This is a genomic window from Pantoea sp. X-Soil-OKNW-556, assembly GCF_059730695.1.
Window position 1 is genome coordinate 121,332 of record NZ_AP035994.1, and the last position, 21,744, is coordinate 143,075.

At 53.9% G+C, this 21,744-nt stretch carries 23 protein-coding genes; 5 read left to right on the forward strand and 18 right to left on the reverse strand.

Going from position 1 to position 21,744, the window contains the following annotated elements; genetic code table 11:
- Positions 1–289: 289 nt before the first annotated feature.
- The gene (locus tag AC6I8T_RS27035; RefSeq protein ID WP_208727153.1) at positions 290–1,075 is read right to left on the reverse strand and encodes an SDR family oxidoreductase; all 786 of its coding nucleotides are present in this window, start codon (positions 1,073–1,075) and stop codon (positions 290–292) included.
- A 149-nt stretch (positions 1,076–1,224) separates the two neighbouring features.
- Here AC6I8T_RS27035 and AC6I8T_RS27040 point away from each other — a divergent pair, with 149 nt between their 5' ends.
- Positions 1,225–2,118 carry a LysR family transcriptional regulator gene (locus AC6I8T_RS27040; protein ID WP_208727151.1) on the forward strand — a complete coding sequence of 298 codons (894 nt, stop codon included), beginning with the start codon at positions 1,225–1,227 and terminating at the stop codon, positions 2,116–2,118.
- A 34-nt stretch (positions 2,119–2,152) separates the two neighbouring features.
- Here AC6I8T_RS27040 and AC6I8T_RS27045 read toward each other — a convergent pair whose 3' ends face one another.
- The 6 genes from AC6I8T_RS27045 to AC6I8T_RS27070 form a co-directional block, all read right to left on the reverse strand.
- On the reverse strand, positions 2,153–3,142 hold the full coding sequence (locus tag AC6I8T_RS27045; RefSeq protein ID WP_497834889.1) for an aldo/keto reductase: 990 nt from the start codon (positions 3,140–3,142) through the stop codon (positions 2,153–2,155).
- A 101-nt stretch (positions 3,143–3,243) separates the two neighbouring features.
- A complete protein-coding gene (locus AC6I8T_RS27050; protein WP_208727147.1) occupies positions 3,244–4,095 on the reverse strand; it encodes an aldo/keto reductase in 852 nt (283 codons plus the stop codon).
- 125 nt (positions 4,096–4,220) lie between these two features.
- Positions 4,221–4,964 (reverse strand): carboxymuconolactone decarboxylase family protein, encoded by a 744-nt coding sequence (locus tag AC6I8T_RS27055; protein ID WP_497834890.1) that lies wholly within the window; start codon positions 4,962–4,964, stop codon positions 4,221–4,223.
- On the reverse strand, positions 4,942–5,409 hold the full coding sequence (locus AC6I8T_RS27060; RefSeq protein WP_208727144.1) for a (R)-mandelonitrile lyase: 468 nt from the start codon (positions 5,407–5,409) through the stop codon (positions 4,942–4,944). The genes AC6I8T_RS27055 and AC6I8T_RS27060 overlap by 23 nt, the downstream gene beginning before the upstream one ends.
- 65 nt (positions 5,410–5,474) lie before the next feature.
- Positions 5,475–6,908, reverse strand: coding sequence for a heavy metal sensor histidine kinase (locus AC6I8T_RS27065; RefSeq protein WP_497834891.1), 1,434 nt, complete (start codon positions 6,906–6,908; stop codon positions 5,475–5,477).
- Entirely contained in the window at positions 6,901–7,593 is a 693-nt protein-coding gene (locus tag AC6I8T_RS27070) for a heavy metal response regulator transcription factor (RefSeq protein WP_021185498.1), read from the reverse strand. The genes AC6I8T_RS27065 and AC6I8T_RS27070 overlap by 8 nt, the downstream gene beginning before the upstream one ends.
- A 202-nt stretch (positions 7,594–7,795) precedes the next feature.
- On the opposite strand from AC6I8T_RS27070, the gene AC6I8T_RS27075 reads away from it, so the two are divergent.
- On the forward strand, positions 7,796–8,845 hold the full coding sequence (locus tag AC6I8T_RS27075) for an alpha/beta hydrolase (protein WP_497834892.1): 1,050 nt from the start codon (positions 7,796–7,798) through the stop codon (positions 8,843–8,845).
- A gap of 163 nt (positions 8,846–9,008) precedes the next feature.
- On the opposite strand, the gene AC6I8T_RS27080 is transcribed toward AC6I8T_RS27075, so the two are convergent.
- The 5 genes from AC6I8T_RS27080 to AC6I8T_RS27100 all read right to left on the reverse strand — a co-directional run bounded on the left by AC6I8T_RS27080 (position 9,009) and on the right by AC6I8T_RS27100 (position 13,757).
- Positions 9,009–10,220 (reverse strand): multidrug effflux MFS transporter, encoded by a 1,212-nt coding sequence (locus AC6I8T_RS27080; RefSeq protein WP_497834893.1) that lies wholly within the window; start codon positions 10,218–10,220, stop codon positions 9,009–9,011.
- A 239-nt stretch (positions 10,221–10,459) separates the two neighbouring features.
- Positions 10,460–11,488: a tyrosine-type recombinase/integrase gene (locus tag AC6I8T_RS27085; protein WP_208727143.1), complete on the reverse strand. Its 1,029-nt coding sequence runs from the start codon at positions 11,486–11,488 to the stop codon at positions 10,460–10,462.
- A 350-nt stretch (positions 11,489–11,838) separates the two neighbouring features.
- A complete protein-coding gene (locus AC6I8T_RS27090) occupies positions 11,839–12,231 on the reverse strand; it encodes a putative quinol monooxygenase (RefSeq protein ID WP_208727142.1) in 393 nt (130 codons plus the stop codon).
- 52 nt (positions 12,232–12,283) lie between these two features.
- Entirely contained in the window at positions 12,284–12,688 is a 405-nt protein-coding gene (locus tag AC6I8T_RS27095) for a nuclear transport factor 2 family protein (RefSeq protein ID WP_021185504.1), read from the reverse strand.
- Between the two features lie 151 nt (positions 12,689–12,839).
- Positions 12,840–13,757 (reverse strand): LysR family transcriptional regulator, encoded by a 918-nt coding sequence (locus tag AC6I8T_RS27100; protein WP_208727140.1) that lies wholly within the window; start codon positions 13,755–13,757, stop codon positions 12,840–12,842.
- Between the two features lie 126 nt (positions 13,758–13,883).
- Between AC6I8T_RS27100 and AC6I8T_RS27105 the strand changes: the two genes are divergently transcribed.
- Both AC6I8T_RS27105 and AC6I8T_RS27110 read left to right on the forward strand, forming a co-directional pair.
- Positions 13,884–14,423 carry a VOC family protein gene (locus AC6I8T_RS27105; RefSeq protein ID WP_208727138.1) on the forward strand — a complete coding sequence of 180 codons (540 nt, stop codon included), beginning with the start codon at positions 13,884–13,886 and terminating at the stop codon, positions 14,421–14,423.
- A gap of 11 nt (positions 14,424–14,434) precedes the next feature.
- The gene (locus AC6I8T_RS27110) at positions 14,435–14,890 is read left to right on the forward strand and encodes a nuclear transport factor 2-like protein (protein ID WP_208727136.1); all 456 of its coding nucleotides are present in this window, start codon (positions 14,435–14,437) and stop codon (positions 14,888–14,890) included.
- 236 nt (positions 14,891–15,126) lie between these two features.
- Here AC6I8T_RS27110 and AC6I8T_RS27115 read toward each other — a convergent pair whose 3' ends face one another.
- On the reverse strand, positions 15,127–15,327 hold the full coding sequence (locus tag AC6I8T_RS27115) for a hypothetical protein (protein WP_208727134.1): 201 nt from the start codon (positions 15,325–15,327) through the stop codon (positions 15,127–15,129).
- A 109-nt stretch (positions 15,328–15,436) separates the two neighbouring features.
- Between AC6I8T_RS27115 and AC6I8T_RS27120 the strand changes: the two genes are divergently transcribed.
- Positions 15,437–15,988: a hypothetical protein gene (locus AC6I8T_RS27120; RefSeq protein ID WP_497834894.1), complete on the forward strand. Its 552-nt coding sequence runs from the start codon at positions 15,437–15,439 to the stop codon at positions 15,986–15,988.
- A gap of 4 nt (positions 15,989–15,992) precedes the next feature.
- Here AC6I8T_RS27120 and AC6I8T_RS27125 read toward each other — a convergent pair whose 3' ends face one another.
- The 5 genes from AC6I8T_RS27125 to AC6I8T_RS27145 are packed head-to-tail and all read right to left on the reverse strand — an operon-like array spanning position 15,993 to position 21,743.
- The gene (locus AC6I8T_RS27125; RefSeq protein WP_497834895.1) at positions 15,993–17,102 is read right to left on the reverse strand and encodes a M24 family metallopeptidase; all 1,110 of its coding nucleotides are present in this window, start codon (positions 17,100–17,102) and stop codon (positions 15,993–15,995) included.
- Positions 17,102–18,328, reverse strand: coding sequence for a M20 family metallopeptidase (locus tag AC6I8T_RS27130; RefSeq protein ID WP_497833120.1), 1,227 nt, complete (start codon positions 18,326–18,328; stop codon positions 17,102–17,104). The genes AC6I8T_RS27125 and AC6I8T_RS27130 overlap by 1 nt, the downstream gene beginning before the upstream one ends.
- A 10-nt stretch (positions 18,329–18,338) precedes the next feature.
- Positions 18,339–19,976: a nickel ABC transporter ATP-binding protein NikE gene (gene nikE / locus AC6I8T_RS27135; RefSeq protein ID WP_021185512.1), complete on the reverse strand. Its 1,638-nt coding sequence runs from the start codon at positions 19,974–19,976 to the stop codon at positions 18,339–18,341.
- Complete coding sequence (locus AC6I8T_RS27140; protein WP_497834896.1) at positions 19,976–20,803, reverse strand: ABC transporter permease; 828 nt, start codon at positions 20,801–20,803, stop codon at positions 19,976–19,978. Before AC6I8T_RS27140 ends, nikE begins: the two co-directional genes overlap by 1 nt.
- Positions 20,796–21,743, reverse strand: a complete 948-nt coding sequence (locus tag AC6I8T_RS27145) for an ABC transporter permease (protein WP_497834897.1) — start codon at positions 21,741–21,743, stop codon at positions 20,796–20,798. Before AC6I8T_RS27145 ends, AC6I8T_RS27140 begins: the two co-directional genes overlap by 8 nt.
- Position 21,744 lies beyond the last annotated feature (1 nt).

Below are 21,744 nucleotides of genomic sequence, written 5' to 3' on the forward strand. Positions count from 1 at the left end.
CGGCCTCGCTGTGGTTCTGTGTATTTGCCTGAGTAAAGCTTTGACTGGACCTGATTATTTCATGAAATCAACAGATACGGCTGCGTTTAACAACCTTTTCTGCTGGCAGGAAGTGAGGGAAAGCTACGCAGCTCTGACGTCTGGATAAGGTATGAACAGGAAAAACACCATGCCTTAAGCAAGGTTATTTGCACGAGTGAGGGGGATTAACGGTTGCTGAAGGACAACAGCATTCAGGCATCAGGTGCCTGAATAGAAAGCGCAGCGCCCGGCAGCGATATAAAAAGGATCAGATTGATGCGGCTGGTTTTAAAAATAAATTTAATTCGTCAATAATGTATCCAGGTTCTTCCTCAAGCGGCATATTATGTAAATCTAAAATCCCTTCGTTTTTTCGTGGGTCATCAGCCAGCAAGGTGGCAAATAAAGGCGTAAGGTTATTTTGTTCTTCCCCGTGTTCTGCCACCAGTTCAAACGTTTTATTTATTGCGGCGTCGCTGGTCAGGGCGCTAACCAAAACACGGGCGATTTGTGCGCGGGATATTACGCCATCTTCTGGCGTACCGGCATGGCGGCGGTCGCCCTGGAGCATGACGATGTGATGTTGATCATTATGGTTATAATCAAACCAGCCCGGTCTGACGATGGTATAAGGATGGCCACTTGCCCGGACCAACCGCTCGGCACGCCTTTTCCAGTCATGGACCTCTGTCTGCTGATTCCAGCTACCCAGCCGTTCGGTGACACCAATGGTAGTCATTAACACGATACGTGCCTGCGTGCCGCGAAACCTTTGCAGGACATTACGCACTCCGCCATAATCAATTGCCCTGGCGCCGATACGTCCCTGCCCATCAGAACCCAGCGTAAAGATAACGGCATCAATATTCTCCGCCACGTCAGTTAATGTTTCGGGCTGAGACACATCGCCGTAGAATATGTCAGTGCCATGTGGGAGAAGTTTTACTTTGCGCTGATTCCTGATCAGTGCTCTGGGTTGGTGACCCATTTCTATTGCCGTCTTCATAACATGAAGACCAATACTTCCGGTCGCCCCGGCAACAAGTATTTTCATGATAAACCTTCTGTGGCTTCAGATATATTTTCACTACAGATAGAATATCAACCATCATTGTTATCAGTAACGGGGTTAAAATGATTGTGTCTATGAACACCCCTCATAAATATGGTTTGTCGGGGCGGAGATGAATAAGGAAATAACCGATGCTTAAAGAAAACTTCAATGAATTGCAGATTTTCCTCGTGGTGGCAAGAGAGCGAAGTTTTACCAAGGCAGCCGCAAAATTGGGTGTTTCGCAGTCAGCTCTGAGCCATGCGATGAAAGCGCTGGAGGAGCGCCTGAACATCCGTCTGTTGACCCGTACCACGCGCAGCGTTGCGCCAACCGAGGTTGGCGAAAGAATAATTGCCTGCCTTGAGCCTCGTCTCGCCGATCTTGAGCAGGAACTGGCGTCGCTTATTCAACTGGGGGGCACTGCCTCAGGTAATATCCGCTTATCAGCCGGGGAGCACGCCGCACGCAGCCTGGTGTGGCCCAGGTTGAAATCCTTCCTCCGGGAATACCCGGAAATCAATGTCGAGCTGGTGGTGGATAACGGTTTTGTCGATATCGTGGAAGGGCGTTTTGATGCCGGCATCCGCCTTGGCGAAAGCGTTGATAAGGACATGATCGCCGTCAGGATTGGGCCGGATATGCGGATGGCGGTGGTTGGATCACCGACCTATTTTGCCGCTAACCCGGCCCCCCACACGCCACATGAACTGCAAAATCATCGCTGTATCAATATGCGTTTGCCGACTGCGGGTGGGCTGTATCATTGGGAATTCGAGCGGGAAGGCAAACCGTTGCGTGTCAGAGTGGAAGGGCAACTGACGTTTAATCTGTTAGCGGAAAGAATCGATGCGGTATTGTCGGGATTCGGTATCGCCTGTGTGCCAGAGAATATGGTGCAGGACTTTATCAAATCAGGCGAACTGGTTCAGGTGTTGCAGGAGTGGTGTCCCTCTTTCGCCGGATACTATCTTTACTATCCCAGCCGCAAACAGCACCCGCCAGCCTTCGCGCTACTGATTGATGCACTTCGTTACTCGGAATAACTGGCCTGCGCTGAAAAGCAGGCCAGCTTCAGCCTTAGCGACCTACCCGGGACTGTAATGAGGCCGGATAACGTTCACCGACGATTTTCACTGTTTCGAGCGCCTGCGTGATTTTACCCAACTCATCCGACGCAAGGATAAGGTCTGCGGCCGCCAGATTCTCCTCCAGTCGGTGCAGTTTGGTCGTGCCGGGAATCGGTACAATCCACGGTTTTTGTGCCAGCAACCAGGCCAGGGCGATCTGAGCAGAACTGACGCCTTTTGCGGCGGCAAGCTCCGCCAACAATGCAACCAGCTTTTCATTGGCTGCGAGAGCTTCGGCTGCAAAACGTGGCACTTTGCTGCGGAAGTCATCCGCACCGAAAGTTGCCCCAGCCTTGATGGCACCGGTCAGGAAACCTTTACCTAACGGGCTGAATGGCACAAAACCAATGCCCAGCTCCTCCAGTAAAGGCAAGATTTCCTGTTCAGGCTCGCGCCACCACATCGAGTATTCGCTCTGCAAAGCGGCAACCGGTTGTACCGCATGCGCGCGACGAATGGTCTGCACACCGGCTTCGGACAAGCCGAAGTGTTTGACCTTACCTTCGGCAATCAGATCTTTCACCGTGCCCGCGACATCTTCAATCGGTACATCTGGATCGACGCGATGTTGATATAGCAGATCAATCACGTCGGTGTTGAGGCGGCGTAATGATCCCTCAACGGCGGTACGAATGTGTTCAGGGCGGCTGTTTAAAATCTGCTGCTTGTTGTCATCACCGAAGGTAAAGCCAAATTTGGTGGCGATGACCACACGGTCGCGCAGCGGTTTTAAGGCTTCGCCCACCACCTCTTCGTTCAGATACGGGCCATACACTTCGGCGGTATCGAAAAACGTGACGCCACGTTCTACCGCAGCACGAATAAGTTCGACCGCCTGACGGGTATCCGTAGCCGGGCCGTAGCCGTGGCTCAGTCCCATGCAACCCAGTCCAAGCGCCGATACTTCGAGTCCGGATTTACCGAGATAACGTTTTTGCATCAATCTGTTCCTCTTCAAGGCAATCATCTTTGCAAAAAATCGTAGCGGTGCGATTGTCCATCATCGGAAATGCGCGATAAATCGCGCCGCTACGGATGAATTTAAACGTCGAGTTTGCGGCCAGTCAGCCATTCCACCATCGCGGGGTCGCGATGTGAGAAAAATGCGCTGGTTGCGGTATCGAGCGCGGTAATTTGCTGCATGTCTTCCGCGCTGAGTTCGAAATCGAGGATATTAATATTTTCTGCCATGCGGTCTTTTCGCACTGATTTTGCCAGCGAAACGATGCCGCGCTGGAAGATCCAACGCAGGACCACCTGACCCACGCTTTTGCCATACTGGTTACCGATCGCCGTTAATACGGGATGCTGGAACAAACCGTTTCTCCCTTCGGCAAAAGGTGCCCAGGCTTCAGGCTGAATCCCACGGCTTTGCATCCACGGCGCTGCCTGTAGCTGCTGGGTAAAGGGGTTGACTTCAACCTGGTTGACAGCCGGCACCACCTTATTAAAGGCGATAAGATCAGCCAGTCGATCCGGGTGGAAGTTGCTCACACCAATCGCCCGGATTTTCCCTGCCTGTTGCAGTTCTTCCATAGCGCGCCAGGCACCGTGGACGTCACCGTAAGGCTGGTGAATCAGATACAGGTCAACATAATCCAGTTGCAGTCGATTCAGTGAGCGCTCGAACTGTGCCTTAGCACCGGCGTAATGGGTGTCCTGCAACCACAGTTTGGTGGTGACAAAGAGTTCATTGCGGGCGATGCCGCTTTGCTTCAGCGCATTCCCGACCTGGGTTTCATTCTGGTAGGAAGCCGCCGTATCAATCAGGCGATAACCGGTTTCGATAGCGTCAATCACCGCTCTTTCGCACTCGGCGGCATCCGTCATCTGGAATACACCAAAGCCCAACAGGGGCATGTCGATACCGTTGTTCAGTTTTACTGTTTGCATCAGGTTGTCCTTCAGATGTGCTTGTGTGCCAAGCATAACGCAGCGAGATTTATTCGATTAGAGGGTGCAATCAGCTAGGGTTAATTAGCAGAGCTCATTAATACATGAGCCCTGCCTTTGGTGGTTCACGCTTTCGCCAGCGCTTGTTGCAGTGCGTTCCCCGCTCGGATCGCTGCGTCGGTTTCGCCGTGCTCACGCAGAAGCTGAACCAACTGGCGTAGTTGTCCTGCCGTCAGACCGACGCGCTGGCTGGCGCGCATATGGGATAACAATTGCGCCTCAACGCCTGGCGTGGCAGCTAATGCGCCCACCGTTGCCAGTTCGCGGCTTTGCCAGTCGAGGTTGTCACGGGCAAAAATGTCCCCGAACAGATGAGTTTGCAGGTACTGATTAATCACCGGCGCGAAATCAAATAACGGTCCCTGGACAGGTGCACCGGAAATTTTGGTCTGATTGGCGGTACCAACGCGGCGCAGTTCATCCCCGACAGGAATGGCGCTGGCTGGCTCATTACCTGCCATATCGTGGACCCCGCGTTGTTGTCGCGTCTCAACCACCTTCATCAGGGCATTTAACGCATTTAAACTGCGCGGAAAACCGGTGTAGGCATATAGCTGAACCAGGACTTCTTTGATTTCGTTGACCGTCAGCCCGGCGTCCAGCCCCTGATTTAGCGCGGTATCGAGTTTTTCCATCTGGCTGGTTGCCATATACGCAGCAATCAATGGGATGGCCTGCTGGCGTGCCGACAACGTGGGTGATTTTTCATCCGTGCCGGTTGTCGCTGGTGCAGCATGGACCGTGAGACTGCAACCCAGCATCAGCAGGAGCGCCGCAATCAAGACCTTAATGGGCGTGGTATTGTTCATCCGTCACTTTCTCCATCCAGTTAACGTTGGTTCCATTTACCCTCCCGGTTATCGCCAGATGTGTCATGGCACTGCCCGGGGCTGCGCCATGCCAGTGTTTGACGCCAGGCGGGCAGAAGACGACATCGCCAGGGCGAATGATCTGTATCGGCTGGCCCTCCTGCTGCGTCAGACCCACACCGGCAGTGACAATCAACCGTTGACCTGCCGGATGCGTATGCCAGGCGGAACGTGCGCCTGGTTCAAAGGTGACATACGCCCCCGAAACCTCGATGCCGTGATCAGGTTGAAATAACGGATCAACCCGGACGCGTCCGGTAAAGTTCTCCGCTGGCCCATACAGGGCGTTTTGACTTCCGGCAGGGGCGATGATTTGCGCCTCAGCCGCGAATGCAAGAGTGAAGAAGGGCAGTAACAGCCCGAGGTAACGTTTTTTTCCGGTCATGCTGCGCGTCCTTTTCATTGATGAAGGGGAGAGTCAGCCATGATATTAACGAGGGTAAAATGTCGTCAGACTGACGCTTCCCTGACAATTTTGTCAGTTGGGCATCTGGCAAGTGGCTGGGGATCCGTTTGCATGGCAAAGGTCAACCCAAAGGTATTCATGCCTTCTTCACTGCGTGCAAAGACCTCCCCCCGATGCATAATCGCCACGGCGCGAACGATCGACAGCCCCAGTCCGTGATGGGTATCGCTGCGGGTGCGGGAGGCGTCGGCCCGATAAAAACGTTCAAAAAGGCGAGGCAACTGATCGGGTGCGATGGGGGCACCCGGATTGGAAACTGCAACCCTGGCCTGATTATTTTTCTGGCTTAACCGGACAATCACCTGACTGTTGGCTGGGGCATGTCTGGCGCTATTTTCCAGTAAATTGGCCAGCGAACGATGAAATAAACGCCGGTCAATCTCGACCGTGACATCACCCTGTACATCCAGAGAAAGGTGTTTTTCCGCGAATGAGGGTTCAACGTATTCGGCTGTTTTCAGCGTTTCTGCGCGCAGGGACACCTGCGTGAGCTGCGCAGCATGTTCACCGGCGTGAGCATGGGACAGAAACAGCATGTCATTGACGATCGAGGCCATGCGCTCAAGTTCTTCAAGGTTTGAGCCAAGTAACTCTTCCAGCTCATCATGTGAACGTCGACGTGAAAGCCCCAGTTGCGTTTGACCAATCAGGTTGGTGAGCGGAGTGCGAAGTTCATGGGCGACATCCGCGTTAAAATTTTCGAGCTGCCGCCAGGCAACCTCCTGACGCGCCAACACGCCGTTGAATGAAGACGCCAGTTGCTGCAACTCTCCGGGTAAGGCGGTGGTATCCAGCCGTTGACCATGATCGCCCGGCGCGAGCCGTTGCGCCTGTCTGCTTAACGTTCCCACCGGACGCAGACCAATTCTTGAGACGCCATAACCCAGTAACGCGACGATCACTACGCCCACCACGTCGATAATCAACAACGTGCGGGTGAACGCATCCAGCGTGCCCATGTAGGGCGTAGAGTCGATGGCAACGATGTAGCGCAACGTCGGTCGTTCACCATTGGCAGGGAGGGTTTTGACCAACAGAAAAAGCGAGCAGACCCCTTCCGAGGCGCCGGGCATCTTGTTAAAACCTTCCTGCAAAGATGACCACTGCACCCCCACCGGTGGCGCGCCACCGACATTAAAGCGCGGGTCTGCGCTGACTATCCAGTAGCGTACGCGCTCCCCTTCAGAATTGGTTAATACGGTGAATTTATTCGCCAGCCCAGACCAGTCATGCGCGGAGGTTCGCGCGGTGATCCACGGGCTCATTAAAGACTCCCGAAATAACAGCTCGTTATGCATCTGTTTTTGCAACGACTCATGCAACGAGCCGCGCAACAAAATGCCGATCACAGCGACAATCATCAGGGCGGATAACGCAAACATCAGCGCAAGATGGAGCGAAAGAGAACGTTTAAACATGCTGCTCTCCATGCCTGACTTCAAGCACATAGCCCATACCGCGCACGGTATGCAGTAACCTGAGCGCAAACGGCGTATCGACTTTGGCGCGCAAGCGTTTAATCGCCACCTCAACCACGTTAGCGTCGCTGTCAAAATTCATGTCCCATACCTGTTCGGCGATCATCATCTTCGACAAAATCTCCCCCTGATGGCGGGCCAGCAGACTCAGCAAAGCAAACTCTTTCGCCGTCAGTTCCAGCCGGATACCCGCGCGAAATACCCGTCTGGACAGCAAATCTAACTGCAAATCATGAATTTGCAGTTGGGTGATATCGGTGCCATCGGTTGAACGGCGACGAACCAGCGCCTGAATGCGGGCGACTAACTCAATAAGTGAGAAGGGCTTAGGGAGATAATCATCCGCGCCAAGCCGCAGTCCTTTCACGCGCTCATCAACCGAACCGCGGGCAGATAACATCAACACCGGCGTCTGTTTACTGGCGCGCACACCTTCCAGTACCCGGTAGCCATCCATTCCGGGCAGCATCACATCGAGGATTATCGCGTCGTAGTCAAACTCCAGCGCATAATGCAGCCCTTCAGCGCCATTGGCCGAAACGTCTACCGTGAACCCTGACTCGCCCAAAGCACGACGAAGATAGGTTGAGGTTTTTTCTTCATCTTCGACTAACAACAAGCGCATCACGCTTCTTCCTCTTGAACATAATGGGGGCCATTCTGCTGCTGACTTGCCATCATCACGCTGACGATTTTCTGACAGCGCTGTCAGCAAGCATGATTTTCCTGACAAAAATGTTATTTCCCCGTCACCCTGCTGACAGTCCTGTCTGCCTAATCTGGCCGCGCATATTTGCTATCGCGAGCCAGATAAAACGGGAGATACCATGAAATTTACGCTTTTAAATGCAATGCTGATTACCGCAATGGCCAGCGTCACCGCGGTGCATGCGGCTGATTACAAGAAGAATCCGTTCACCCTCGTCTATGACGGCGCGATCACCGAGAACGTCGAGGGAAAGGTCAATATTCATCCGGTGAAATATGATCTTCATGGCATTCAGATCGCCGCGAATGTCTACACACCGGCCGATTACGACCCTGCAAAAAAATATCCGGCGGTGGTGGTGGCTCACCCGAATGGCGGCGTCAAAGAGCAGGTCGCCGGGTTATATGCTCAACGCCTGGCCGAGCACGGATACATCACCATCACCGCCGATGCGGCTTATCAGGGAGCCAGTGGGGGGATGCCCCGTAGCGTTGATAAACCGGCTAACCGCATTGAGGATATTCACGGTATGGCTGACTACATCAGCCAGTACCCTGGGGTGGAAAACACGCGCATTGGCTTGCTGGGCATTTGTGGTGGCGGTGGTTATTCCTTAAAAGCCGCGCAGACTGATAAGCGGTTTAAGGCGTTGGCAACCCTGAGCATGTTTGACTCTGGTCGTGTGCGCCGTAATGGGTATCAGGACTCGCAGATTGCCACCATCCAGACACGCCTGAAGCAAGCCAGCGATGCACGCGCGCAAGAAGCCGCAACGGGGGAAGTCAGTTATTCCGGCGATGCCAACCTGACCGATGAACAGATCGCGAAACTGCCGTTTGATCTCTACCGTCAGGGTTACGAGTATTACTGGAAAACCCATGCTCACCCGAACTCAACGTTTCGCTATACCACCAGCAGCCTGGTGGATTTGATGAGTTTTGATGCGCAAAGCAATATGGATCTCATCAATCAGCCGCTGTTAATGATGGTCGGTACGAAAGCGGATTCGCGTTACATGACCGAAAGTGCCTTCAAAATGGCCACCGGAACGCAAAATAAAGAACTGTTTCTGATTGATGGTGCAACGCATATCGAAACTTACTGGGTACCACGCTACGTTGACCAGGCGATGAGCAAGTTAGATACCTTCTTCGATAAGAATATTTAAACCGCTTTCCTGATGCCCGTAGCAGCGCGATTTATCGCGCAGATTAGAAGCGCGATAAATCGCGCTGCTACGGGCAGATTAACCTGGTGGGCACTAAAGATAATTGCGCCTGGTGAATAGAGGTTATGAGAATAATTCATCAATAACGCCAGGCGCGGCACAGTCACAGGCGTTCTTTTTGCGCCTGAACCGTCAGAATTATTAAGGCGCTGGCGAGCGTAAACACGGCGATGATCCAGCCCATGGTCCAGGGGGTGCCATCGCTAAACAATGCCAGTAACAGCGAAGAGATGATCCCGCTGCCGTACTGCAATGAACCCATCAGCGCAGATGCCGAGCCTGCCGCATTGGGTACGGCATCCAGCGCGCAGGCCGTTGACGTTGCGGCGATGATGCCATTCATCGAGAAGAACACAAACACGGTCGCGATGATGATGCCCATTCCGCCGATACCCAACCCGCTTGCGACAGCAAGGACTATGGCCGCAAGGGCCGCGACGGAGACGGCAACTTTTAACAATGCTTCCAGTGGAAAGCGGTGCACCAGGCGGCGATTCACCATGCTGACCGCCATTAATCCAACGATATTGACGGCAAACAGCCACCCGTAATGTTGTGGGTCAACACCAAAGAAAGTGATGTAAACAAATGGGGAGCCGGTGATAAAGGCATAAGCAGCGATGTAGTAGAACGTCAGACAAAGCGTAAAACGCATATATCTGGCGTTAGTCAGTAAGGCGTAGTAATTGCCAAAGGCGCTGGATACGGACGTCGCTGATCGTTTTTCTTCCGCTAAGGTTTCCGGTAGCCACAACAACGAAAACAGCATGAACGCCCCGATAAGGGCGAGCAGCCAAAAAATGGCATGCCATGATGTCACCTTAATCATTTGGCCGCCCAGCAGCGGTCCGGCGATTGGCGCTATCGCCATGATGATCATCAGGGTGGAAAGCATTTGCGCGGCACGCGTACGGCTAAACAGATCGCGGATCATCGCACGCGCCAGCATTGGACCGGTACAGGCACCTAAAGCCTGAAAACCACGCCAGAAGACGATTTGACCGATATCGGTTGATAATGCACAACCCACTGAGCCGATCACAAACAAAACCATACCGATGAACAACGGCAGGCGTCGCCCGTAGCGATCGCTGATCGGCCCCCAAATCAACTGAGCAATGCTAAAGCCGATCAAAAATCCGGTGATAGTTAGCTCGGCATTTCCCCGCAGATCCTTTGCCATGACGGGCATCGCGGGAAGGTAGATATCGGTTGATAAAGAGGTGACAGCCATTAATGCGCTGAGAATAAGAACGAATGCCAGGCTGGCTTTATTAACCGTCGCTGCCTGCGTTCGTGCCTGTAAATTAAGCATGGTGACCCGTCTGGATATAAGAAGATGCGAGCATGTTAACGGGTTTGTGCGGTGAGATAATGTCAGGTAACGGGATAGGGATTATGAGTTTTTTTCATTAATCTCAGTGAGACGAGCTGGCGGGTTGTAGTAGTGGTGGGATTCCTGCGCATATGTTTAAAATAATGGTTTATTTAAACATATCATCGAAAAGCCCTCCCACTCTCCACCAATCCTGCACAGAACTCATAGTGGAGAGTTTATTCATCATCTTCCATCAACCCGATCATCGCCCCTTTGTGGGCTTCAACCATGCGTATATAACGCATGACGGTTTCCGTTCGGGTCCAGGTGCCTTCCTGCATAATCTGCGCTACCGAAAATCCTTTTCTTGCCATGTCCTGAGCAGCACCCACGCGGGCGCTGTGGCCGCTCCATCCGGCATACCGACCTTTATTGGTTCTGCTGCGAGCCACTACACCGACTGCATTCCGTGCGCGAAGAAAGATTTCCTCGAGGCAGGGGGTACTCATCGGTGCCAATCTCGGTTTCGTCACGCAATTGGCGCGGTGAACCGGACAAAAAATCATAGCATCCGGTTCACCGCTCAGTCCGGCAGCGATAAGCCATTCCGTCAGGCGCTGGCTTGACTGCCTACTCAACGCCTTCACGATGCCACCGGACTGAACGATGGTTTTAGTCCAGGCCACGTCGAGAATAATGCGGCCATCAGCCGCGCGTGAAATATCGCGTACCCGCAGGCGGGATAATTCGCTGAGACGAAGCAGCGTGCTGTAGGCAATATGCATAAAGGCAAGGTCACGCAACTGTTGTAGCCGAGGGGAGCCCTGCCAGGCTGCATCGAGTTTTTTCAGGTCCTGTCGGCAGAAGGGCACGGCCTGCCCGGTGCGCTCACCCGCGATCACGGCCGCGCGATTGATTTTCTTAACCACACGAAACACATCGGGAGAAACGTTCGGCGGCACCAGCCCCGCGTTACGGTGTAACATTGAGATCAGCGCTGCATGGGTGGCAATGGTGGAAGACGCGCGACCAGCGGATTGCAGGTGCAGCAAATAATCCCGCAAGTCTTCCGGTGTCATGGGCAAAAAAGAGCGGCGGTTTTCTTCAGCCCAGCGCCAACAGATCCGCATGACGCTAAGCAGTTGCCGCCAGGTGTTAGAGGAAAAAGCCTCACGATCGCGAACGAAAGCAGCCAGCCTGGCTGAAATATCGTCGTTGGTGCTGAAGGGTTGTAGCAACGGATTTGCGACGGTGATTTCGGTCATTTTTGTTCAGTTTCCATCCGTTACCGGTAAGATCGTGCTACGTGAAATCTGGCAAAAGCGCAGGGGAGTTATACGTCAGATTTCACGTACGAGCGCCTGATTTTTATACGGGTTTTCTGCTGCCGAGTCCCCCACAACCGTATGCCAGCTGCCGGACGGAAGAGGAAACTGATAATACAGGCTTTCCTGACCTAATATAAGTGTAATTATATTAGGTTAGAGGATCGAGAGAGATTATCGGTGTCTCAGTGAGAATCTGGCAAATCAATCAGTGCAAAAACCATTCGGTCAGTAGAGGGGTCTACTGACCGACGCTTCGGAGACTTAACCGCGAAAACGGATCTTACGTGTCACGATGAAACCTTTCCCCGAGGATCATCAATGTGCTGTTTCGCCACGTCATAACGGATGCCTTCGCGATGCAGAATACGCACGTTTTTAACCACCGTTGCCAGCGCCTGTAAAAACGTTGCTGAATGTTCATGTCGCTCATAGGCTTCAATATCGGCCCAGCCCTCGGACAGATGGAAGGCATCCGGGTTTACCAGGTCTTGCGAAAATGCATAGAAAACGCAACCGGGCAGTTGTTGTGCCGCCTGCATTTCAGGCTTCACCGCATCGATAAACGTTTGGCGATCATCCGGGTGCACGCGATAGTAAGCGCTGACAATGATTTCGGTAGCTTGCGTTTTGTCATGATCGCCCGCAGACGAGATACATGCATCGGGGGTATTTACACTCATTTTACTCTCCAGAAATTCGCTGATGATTGATGTCATTACCTTAACAACGCATTCAGGCAGGCTGATCGCCGTTAAACGCGCGCCAGGCGGCGAGCGTATCCAGTGATTCACGCAGTAACTTTATTTTTCCCTCTTCTGCCACCAGGCGTCCGGCATAGGTTTGTTTATACAAACGATCAGTGCCGGTTATTGCCGCTTCGACGCTGTATTCACCGAATGCCTGCGTCGGGGTATCGATAAAAAACTGGATATTGCGGAAGCGAAAATCAGGCACCTTTTTCAACAATCCGGCGATAAACGCCGCAATTTCCTGTGGCCCCTGGACCCGATGTGGTAGCCCCAGCGTCTGGAGGTAAGGTAATTCCAGCACGCCATCTGCGGCAAAAAGCGCGGCGGCAGCATGGGGATCCTGAATATTGTCGAGGTAGTTCTGAAGTAATTGCACGGCGGTTTTCATGATGAAAGCTCCTGTCATTGTCGGTGCCAGACCGTATCGTTGGCGTGCAGCAACAATAAACAAACTCAGGAACTCGCAAAATAGCAAAGAATGAAATCCATCATTTCAAAATTGCAATGATGGATAACCGATCAGGACGGCTTAACGATGCTCAGACGGGCCAGCGCCATGCGGGTTCGCTGAGGTGCCGGGCAAAAAAGTCAGACAGTACCCTGACCTTTAACGGGCGACTGCGCGCGGTGGGTGTCACAAAGTACAGTCCTCCCTGTGTCATCGACCACTGATCAAGCAGATGAACCAGACGACCCTCTCTCAGATATTCGGCCGCGATAAACTCCGGCAATTCAGCAATACCCAAACCGGCCAACAGGGGAGGAAGCAGAGCATCTGAATTTGTCACCCGCAACGGGCCATTCGGCACAATATCTTCCTGGGTGCCAGATGTATGGGTAAAGCGCCAGACCTGGCTGCGCGCCCGCCAGGCATAGCTGAAACAGGCTCGGCCAGACAGTTCGCGGGGATGTTGTGGCGCACCGTGCTCAGCAAGATAGGCCGGAGAGGCCACCAGATACTGCGTTACCGCACAAAATTTGCGTGCCACCAGGGAGGAATCCGGCAGCGCCGCAATGCGCAATGCGGCGTCAAAACCTTCGGCAATCAGATCGACTGACGCATCGGACAGATGAAGGTCCACGCTGAGTTCGGGAAATTGACGAATCAGTTCAGGCAGCAGCGGTGCAACCCAACGTAATCCGAATGACATCGGCACTGCCAGTCGCACCTGACCGCGAGGTTGCACTGACAGTTCATGGGCCTCACTTTCGACTTCTTCAGCCTGGCGATACATTTCCGACGCCCTGGCGGCCATGCTTTGTCCAAATTCGGTCAGGGCCAACTGCCGCGAGGTGCGGTTGAATAGTCTGCCCCCCAGACGTTCTTCAAGTCGCGCCACGGCGCGCGACACCGTGGGCACAGACACCCCCATCACACGGGCGGCGGCGGCGAAGGAACCTTCCTCGGCCACCTTTGCAAACATCGCGAGTCCTTCAAAATCAGGAAATCTGGTCATTTCAATTCTGCAATGATGAGTTTCAAATCATTCTATTTTGAAAATCATCTCAGGTCGATAAGCTTCTTCCATCGCGGCAACCCATGCTGCCGCTCACGACAACTATCTGATAACAGGGAAATTCAAATGAAAACTCATCGCATCGCTTCCACGTTGTTCGCTTCCACATTATTACTGGGGGCTGTCAGTCTGTCTGCCTCAGCCGCGCCGACAGTGAGCATTTCCGGCGTTGACCATGCGGGCATCAACGTGCCGGATCTGGCTACGGCGATTACGTTTTTCCAGACCACCTTTGGTGCGAAGCTGGAATCCGACATCACTCCCGGTGCGATTCCGGATGCGTGGAAAATGGCGTTTAACTGGCGTAAATCCAGCGAGCTGAAGCGCTTTGTCATGATGCGCCTGCCAGATGGCACAGGGGTGGAGCTCTTCCAGTACAGCGGTAAGCAAATCGATCACCACCGCCCACATCAGGATGATGACGCAGCAACCCATATCGCGTTACGCACCCAAGATGTCCAGTCCAGTTATGACGCGATCAAAAAAGCGGGCCTGACAACCCTGAACGAACCGGTTACCAATGCCGACGGCACCCAATGGTTCTATTTTTTGACGCCGTGGGGATCGCAAATTGAGCTGGTGGGCAAAGTGAAAAAGGCCGTCTGACCGGGGAAAACATGAAAACGTCAATCACCAAAGGTCTGTTGCTGGCTGCACTGCTGGCAACCACAACGGCCTCATTCGCGGAGAACAGCACCATGAACATGAACACCACTCAGGCTGCACCTGCGGGCCTGCAACAGCTTATCGATCGCCATTTCGCGATATGGAACAATCCCGATGCCGTTGAGCGATCCAAAGGATTCGCCGACGTCTACACAGCGGATTTTTTTGTCGCCGATTACGATGGTTTGTCTGCGGGCGTGGAACGCGTCAATGCCGCCATTAATAAGGTGCAGTCGCAACATCCCGGCTTTATCTTTACTCCGGCACCGGTGGAGTGGAACCACGGCATAGCCCGGGTTACCTGGGGCTATGGCCCCAAAGACAACCCGTATCGGGTACGCGGCGAAGATGTCTTTACCGTCAGTCACGGCAGGCTGGCGAGTGCGCGGGTGTTTCTCAGTAAATAATCCGCATTGTTAAAACGGTAATTGGCGTAGCGGCGCGATTTATCGCGCATCATCCAGCGATGGTGACGTAAAACCCGCGCGATAAATCGCGCCGCTACGGGTGGGGTGTAGGTTTGTGGTCAATCGGATATCTTATTTAACATAAGATACATTTCGCGATCCGAGATATAGAGGCAAAGCTGACCTGACCATATATCCCTCTGATATCAACGCGTTACTTGCTGCTTGCAGGTCAGTCAACTGCGATGATTCTGCACAAGTTGTATGGGTTCTTCGTATTTGCCAGCCATTTTTTCGCGATGAGGTATCGCTTCCACCACATTTCCCTTCTCGGTGATCTGCGAGGCGAGAGCATCAAAAGAGACTGAACTCACAATGGGATCTTTCATGTGATTGATGTAGATGTAGGTTTTGTCGCCATCGCCTTTAACATACATTACTGATTCTTTTTTTATCAGGTACTTACACCCGCCAACCGCATTTATATAAAGCATAAATTCAACTTCGAAGGGAAACGAGCAGTGAGATTATTCCTAATGCCGTCAAATGGATATGATCCTGCATAATCTTTTCGTTTTCTTTAACGGTACCCACAAGCAATTTATCACCCAGCATGGCTTCAGCCATCCGGCGTTAGCGGAATTTTTCCATCTCACCCACTATCAGGATCACGAATTTACGCCGCAGTTACAGCAATCGATTTTGCGGGAACTCCGTCTGCGTCATGCCGAACGGGAACAACAATTCGACTCATCCCCCTTTTCGGTCTTTCAACAGGCGGTAGCCACCTTAGCCAGCCGCATTGAACTGAATGCGGCTGAAAGCGTCATTCTGGCATTCACATTACAACTCCATCAGGAACGCTTGTTGGATGAAACTGCGGACTGGCTTGGGCTGGTGACCTCGGTCAATGTGTACCGAATCCTGGCGACTTTGCTCGATTTCCCGGAAAGCGAGATGCGTGCTGCGCTTGGTGCCGACAGTTTATTAATGCAAACCGGCCTGATCAGCCTGGAAACCAGCGGCTCGCACTCGCTGCGTAATAAGCTCGAACCCTTTTCACCCACGCTGTGTGAACGCTTGTATGCCGGCGGTTAACGTGTTACTCCGGCAACGCTAATAGTTGACGCGGCAACATTGTCAGCCGTTCAGCACCCTCCGGAGTGACGCGCACCGTTTCACTGAACGCCAGGCTCTGGGCCGAGATATACATATGGAACACCATGTCTGCTTCCAGTACCCATGTCGCACTGGCATGGAAACAGGTGGAAAAGTCACTGGGCCGCGGCGTACGCGTATACAGTCCCAGTGCATATCCGGTGACGTTGGGATAATCCGTGCGCAATCCGCGGCTGAGTATCGTATCCCGCACGATGGCATCGATTTCGCCTGCACTGACACCAGGTTTCATCGCACGGAGTTGTTGATCCTGGATCGCGATCAATTGCTCGGCGAGCTCAGCGCGGTGTGACGAGATATCACCGACGATAAACGGACGCATCAGGCGGGCGCTGTAGTGCCTGACCTTGGGGATGAGTTCAACGTGCAGGACATCCTGGCGCTGCAAGCGTTGTTCATGGCCACTGGCATGCAGAAATCCGTTGTCACCACTGGCAATGACGATAGGACCGGTTTCACCGGTATCGGCTCCGAGACGCAGAAACTGCCCGGCCGCCAGCGCTGCAACATCACGTACCCGCCAGCCACCCTGTACTTCATTACCAATGCGGTTGAGCGTGGCATCGGCAATCGCCGCCGCCTGGCGCAAGGCCGTCAACTCAGCGGGGAATTTGACACTGCGCAGCCGATCGCTGATGGCGGAGAGATCGCACCACTGCACATCAGGCAGGTGACGAGCTAGCTGCTGCCAACTGTGTACCGTCATGCCATAGGAGTAAAAGTCAGCGCCAATGCGTGCTCGTTGATAACCGCGCCGCACGAGGCTGTGCGCCACAGCAAACCAGGGGTCTTCATCGTCACGATATGTCTCCACCACCAGTTGCGGCGACTGCGTACGGCAAGGTACTTCATCTAACTGACGTAACACCATCCAGGGTTCCCCATTAAGGGGAACCAGGCAAGCGCGATATAAGGTTTCAGAGACGGTATAACCGGTCAGCCAGGCCAGCAACTCGCCGTGGTCGACCACCATAATATCAACCTCTGCCTGCTGCATGGCGGCACGCAGACGACTCAGCGCTTCAGCAATCATTATGCACCCTCAACCGGCTGGCAGATCGCCAGAATGGCGAGGAGATAAATGCGTACCATATCGAGGAATTCGCTGATTTCTACTCGCTCATCCGGCATGGTGTTGTATTTTCCGCCAGGACCGCAGACGATACCTTCCATACCCGCATGCTGATAAAAATGCGCAGCATCAGTACCATAGAAGGCAGGTGGCGTGATCACACCGGTGGGTTGTTCGGTACCGCGCACGGTTTTCCATGCTTGATTCACCGCTTTGACTATCGGCGATTCCGGGGAGACTTCAAAGGGCAACATCGTGGGTTTATCGCGGATACCGTCATCGAACAACACGGCCTGAAGGCCGGGATAGCGTTGACACAGCGTATCCAATAATGCCTGTAAATCGGCCAGAACGCCTTCCACGGTTTGCCCTGGGGCGAAGCGTGCAGAACCTTTTAAGCGCACAAAATCAGACACCTGCGGCGGGCGCCACTCTTCCAGTTCACGCCCCAGCGCACCGTGTACCACGCCGATGTGCCCCCGGTTAATTTTACGATGCTCAGCGGTTTTCGCGCCGCTAAAGGTCATGTTGTTGATCTGCGGGATCAACTCGACCGCCGCGCTGATGGCGTCTACCGCTTCTTCGCGTTTTGACAGATGACGCGTATCACCGGTCAGTTCAATGGTGAACATCAGCGAACCGGCGTGCATGGTCAGCGCCTGCAAATCGGTTGGTTCCGCATTAATGAAATAGTCAGCGCGAACCCCCTGCTCAATCGCTGCCAGCGTGCCGATACCGCCCTGCAATTCGCCAACCACATAAGTGAGGATAACATCGCCTTTCAACTTTACACCGGCATCAATCAGCGTTTTTAGTGCGCAGAAATAGGCTGCGTCCCCTGCTTTCATGTTGGACACGCCGATACCGTAAATAAACTGGTCGTCAATTTTTCCTTCCCAGGGATCGACGGTCCAGCCTTCGGTGACCGGGTTAGTATCAAGATGCCCGTTAAACAGCAGACTGTTACCTCCGCCGCTGCCCGCCAGGCGACCGATGGCATTCAGCCTGTCGCCTGGGACGTTTTGCAATTCGGTGGTCAGGCCCAACTCTTTCATCTGCCCGGCCATATATTTTGCTAACTCGCGCTCGCCGTCGGTGGCGCTGTAACTTTTGTGTTGCACCATTTTTGCCAGAAAAGAGAGACAAAACTCGCGATCAATGTGGTGAATTAACTGTTCAGGATTCATGCGCTTCTCGTTAAGCAACGGACTGGGATAGGTCGGGAACGTGCACTGCATCAAGCAATGCACGGGTATAATTGTGTTGTGCCAGCGCGGCCATATTCTCGCCGGGTAGCACCTCCACCACGTCACCGCGATACATCACCGCCACGCGATGGGCGATTTGACGGATCAGGTTGAGGTCGTGGGTGATAAACAGATAAGCGGTGCCGTAGCGGCGACGTAACTCCAGCAACAGCTCGATAATGGTGGCCTGCACAGAGACATCCAGCGCGGCGGTTATCTCATCACAAATCACCATGTCAGGGGGATTCGCAAACGCACGCGCGATGGCAACGCGCTGTTTCTGGCCGCCCGACAATGCGTGAGGATAGCGGCTGGCAAATTCAGCCGGCAGGCGCACCTCCTCAAGCAAACGCGCCACCGCCTGCGCCTCGGTTTCTCCGGGTGGCAAACCGTACAGGCGTAACGGGCGGGCAATAATCTCGCCGATGGTCATCCGTGGATTGAGGGAGGCGTCAGGATGCTGGAAGATCATCTGCACACGGCGGCGATACTCTTTATCCATCTGCGCCCGACCCTGTACGCTGTAGCCGCAAAAGTCGATCGCACCCTCAAACGGCACCAGCCCGGTTATGGCTTTACCCAACGATGATTTCCCGGAGCCTGACTCCCCCACCACACCGAGGATTTCGCCCTGGTGCACGGTCAGTGAGACGGCATTGGCCGCGCGGGTGGTATTGGCTTCACGTTTCAGCAGGCGATCAATCAAGCCCTGCTGACCATAATCAATGGTTATCTTCTCAAGACTGAGGAGGGGTTGCGTTCCTGCGCCATCCTGCACCAGCCGCTGCTGCGGATTAGGCACCGCAGCGATCAGTTTGCGGGTGTAGCTATTGCACGGCGCGTTAAACAAGCTACGCGTCTCAGCCTGTTCCACGATGCGCCCCTTTTCCAGCACGCAGACCCGGTCGGCGACTTTCGACACCAGGGCCAGATCGTGGGAGATGTAGAGCGATGCCACGCCAGTCTCTTCGCGCAGACGTTCATACAGGTCAAGAATTTGCGCGGAGCTGATCACATCCAGTGCCGTCGTTGGCTCATCAAAAATCATGCAATCCGGCTGACAGGCAAACGCGGTTGCGATCAGGATCCGTTGCTTTTCACCACCGGAGACCTGGTGCGGATAGCGGCGCATCATGCGTGCCGGATGTTTCAGCTCCACATCATGCAGCAGCGCTTCACCCAACTCCTGCGCCTCACGCGCTGATAAGCCACGATGACGACGCAGCACTTCAGTCACCTGTTCGCCCAGCGTCAGCGTCGGGTTAAGCGAGGCGCTGGGATCCTGAAAAATCATACCGAGCTTTTTGCCGCGCAATGCCATCAGTTCAGGTGCGGGCATAGCGAGCAGGCTGCTGCCATGCAGACGGATATCACCTTGTTTTTCCCGTGCATTGCTGGCCAGCCAGCGCATAATTGCCCAGCCAAGCGTGGTTTTACCGGAACCAGACTCGCCCACCAGTCCCAATACTTCGCCCGGCATCACTTGCAGGTTGATATCGCGCAATACCGGCAGTGTCTGACCATTCTGTAACGCGTAATCGAGGCTGTAATTTTCTACCGACAGCACCGGTGCAAGGTTGTCACGCATCAGTGGCTCCTTGGGTTAAGTACGTCACGCAAACCATCGCCGAGTAAATTAAACCCGATAGCGACCAGCGCGATGGCCAGTCCGGGGATCATCATCATCCACGGTGCATTGAAGAAATAAGCCCGTGCTTCTGAAACCATCAGTCCCCACTCCGGTTCAGGGGGTTGTGCACCCAGACCGAGGAAACTCAGCGTGGCAAACAGCATGATGGCGAAGGCTACGCGGATGGTGGCCTCCACAATGATCGGCGCGAGAATATTCGGCAGCATCTCCCGCAGGATGATGTAGTGCCCTGCTTCCCCGCGCGCGATTGCGGCGTTGATGTAATCCTGTTGACGTGCTGCCAGCGCCACGCTGCGCGCGATCCGTACCATGCCAGGCACGAACGCGATGGTGATCGCCAGCACCGCATTCATGCTGCTTTGTCCCAGTGTGCTGACAATTAACAGCGCGAACAGCAGGCTGGGGATCGCCATCACCGCATCCATGGTGCGCATCATAAATTCATCGATCTTGCCGCCCAGATAGGCACTGGCAGTACCGAGCACCGAACCGATGATCATCGCTAAAGCGGTTGCCAGCAGCGATAACAAGATGGTGGAGCGTGCACCGACCATGACCCGGCTGAAGATGTCGCGCCCCATCTGATCGGTGCCAAACCAGTGTTCGGCACTGGGGGGCTTATAACGTGTCAGAATGGAGATCGCCTCAGGATCAAAAGGCGCTACATGGGCTCCCCCTACCACCATCAACAACGCCAGCAATAAAATCAGTAATCCGGCGGCACCCTGTGGCGAACTCACTAAACGTTTCAAAATCTCAGGCATAGGAAATCCGTTTATCCAGAATCACGTAGGCTAAATCGGCCAGAAAGTTCACCACCGAATAGGTTGCGGCGAGGATCATTACACCCGCCTGAATGGTCGGCAGATCGCGCGCCTGCACCGCAACAATCAGCTCGCGGCCAATACCTGGAATGGCAAAGATCTCCTCCACCACCACAATGCCGCCCAGCAGATAACCAACGTCTAATGCCACGATGGTGATAGTCGGGAGCAGACCATTGCGCAGCGCATGCCGCCACAGAATGCGGCGACGCGTTAACCCCTTCAGCCAGGCGGCGCGGATGTAATCCGTGTGCAATACATCCACCATTTCCGAGCGCACCATGCGTGAAACATGCGCCACCAGAATCAGCGCAACGGTGATCGACGGCAGAATCAGGTGCTGAACACCGCTGACGAAGTTCTCACTCAGCGGTACATAACCAGTGGCGGGCAAAATCTGCCAGACATCGGCAAACAGCAGCAGCACCAGGGTGGCGGTGACAAATTCAGGAAAAGAGATGCCAATGTAGGAGATCACGCTGACCAGCACATCGGCGGTTTTGCCACGCCGCACCGCTGCCCAGATCCCGAGGGGAATGGCGATCACCAACATCAACAACAGTGCACACATCGCCAGCAACAGCGAACGTGATAACGCTGTCAGCAACGTCGGGCCAACCGCCAGGCCATTACGCATCGACACACCAAAATTGCCCTGCAACGCCTGCGTCAACCAGTGCCAGTATTGCAGCCATGCGGGGGCATCCAGCCCCAGACGTTCACGCACAGCGGCTAACGCTTCCGGCGTCGCGTTTTGTCCCAATAAGGTGACAGCCGCATCCGCTGGCAGCAGTTGGGTGATACCAAATACCAACAGTGACACCACAAGTAAGGTGTAAATCATCAGCAGAAGGCGTTTAAGCAAATAACTCGCTGTCACG

Bases quoted from the DNA above. Each gene is read 5' to 3' on its own strand.
- AC6I8T_RS27035 (WP_208727153.1), bottom strand. From the start codon at position 1,075: ATGAAAATACTTGTTGCCGGGGCGACCGGAAGTATTGGTCTTCATGTT.
- AC6I8T_RS27040 (WP_208727151.1), top strand. From the start codon at position 1,225: ATGCTTAAAGAAAACTTCAATGAATTGCAGATTTTCCTCGTGGTGGCA.
- AC6I8T_RS27045 (WP_497834889.1), bottom strand. From the start codon at position 3,142: ATGCAAAAACGTTATCTCGGTAAATCCGGACTCGAAGTATCGGCGCTT.
- AC6I8T_RS27050 (WP_208727147.1), bottom strand. From the start codon at position 4,095: ATGCAAACAGTAAAACTGAACAACGGTATCGACATGCCCCTGTTGGGC.
- AC6I8T_RS27055 (WP_497834890.1), bottom strand. From the start codon at position 4,964: ATGAACAATACCACGCCCATTAAGGTCTTGATTGCGGCGCTCCTGCTG.
- AC6I8T_RS27060 (WP_208727144.1), bottom strand. From the start codon at position 5,409: ATGACCGGAAAAAAACGTTACCTCGGGCTGTTACTGCCCTTCTTCACT.
- AC6I8T_RS27065 (WP_497834891.1), bottom strand. From the start codon at position 6,908: ATGTTTAAACGTTCTCTTTCGCTCCATCTTGCGCTGATGTTTGCGTTA.
- AC6I8T_RS27070 (WP_021185498.1), bottom strand. From the start codon at position 7,593: ATGCGCTTGTTGTTAGTCGAAGATGAAGAAAAAACCTCAACCTATCTT.
- AC6I8T_RS27075 (WP_497834892.1), top strand. From the start codon at position 7,796: ATGAAATTTACGCTTTTAAATGCAATGCTGATTACCGCAATGGCCAGC.
- AC6I8T_RS27080 (WP_497834893.1), bottom strand. From the start codon at position 10,220: ATGCTTAATTTACAGGCACGAACGCAGGCAGCGACGGTTAATAAAGCC.
- AC6I8T_RS27085 (WP_208727143.1), bottom strand. From the start codon at position 11,488: ATGACCGAAATCACCGTCGCAAATCCGTTGCTACAACCCTTCAGCACC.
- AC6I8T_RS27090 (WP_208727142.1), bottom strand. From the start codon at position 12,231: ATGAGTGTAAATACCCCCGATGCATGTATCTCGTCTGCGGGCGATCAT.
- AC6I8T_RS27095 (WP_021185504.1), bottom strand. From the start codon at position 12,688: ATGAAAACCGCCGTGCAATTACTTCAGAACTACCTCGACAATATTCAG.
- AC6I8T_RS27100 (WP_208727140.1), bottom strand. From the start codon at position 13,757: ATGACCAGATTTCCTGATTTTGAAGGACTCGCGATGTTTGCAAAGGTG.
- AC6I8T_RS27105 (WP_208727138.1), top strand. From the start codon at position 13,884: ATGAAAACTCATCGCATCGCTTCCACGTTGTTCGCTTCCACATTATTA.
- AC6I8T_RS27110 (WP_208727136.1), top strand. From the start codon at position 14,435: ATGAAAACGTCAATCACCAAAGGTCTGTTGCTGGCTGCACTGCTGGCA.
- AC6I8T_RS27115 (WP_208727134.1), bottom strand. From the start codon at position 15,327: ATGTATGTTAAAGGCGATGGCGACAAAACCTACATCTACATCAATCAC.
- AC6I8T_RS27120 (WP_497834894.1), top strand. From the start codon at position 15,437: ATGGATATGATCCTGCATAATCTTTTCGTTTTCTTTAACGGTACCCAC.
- AC6I8T_RS27125 (WP_497834895.1), bottom strand. From the start codon at position 17,102: ATGATTGCTGAAGCGCTGAGTCGTCTGCGTGCCGCCATGCAGCAGGCA.
- AC6I8T_RS27130 (WP_497833120.1), bottom strand. From the start codon at position 18,328: ATGAATCCTGAACAGTTAATTCACCACATTGATCGCGAGTTTTGTCTC.
- nikE (WP_021185512.1), bottom strand. From the start codon at position 19,976: ATGCGTGACAACCTTGCACCGGTGCTGTCGGTAGAAAATTACAGCCTC.
- AC6I8T_RS27140 (WP_497834896.1), bottom strand. From the start codon at position 20,803: ATGCCTGAGATTTTGAAACGTTTAGTGAGTTCGCCACAGGGTGCCGCC.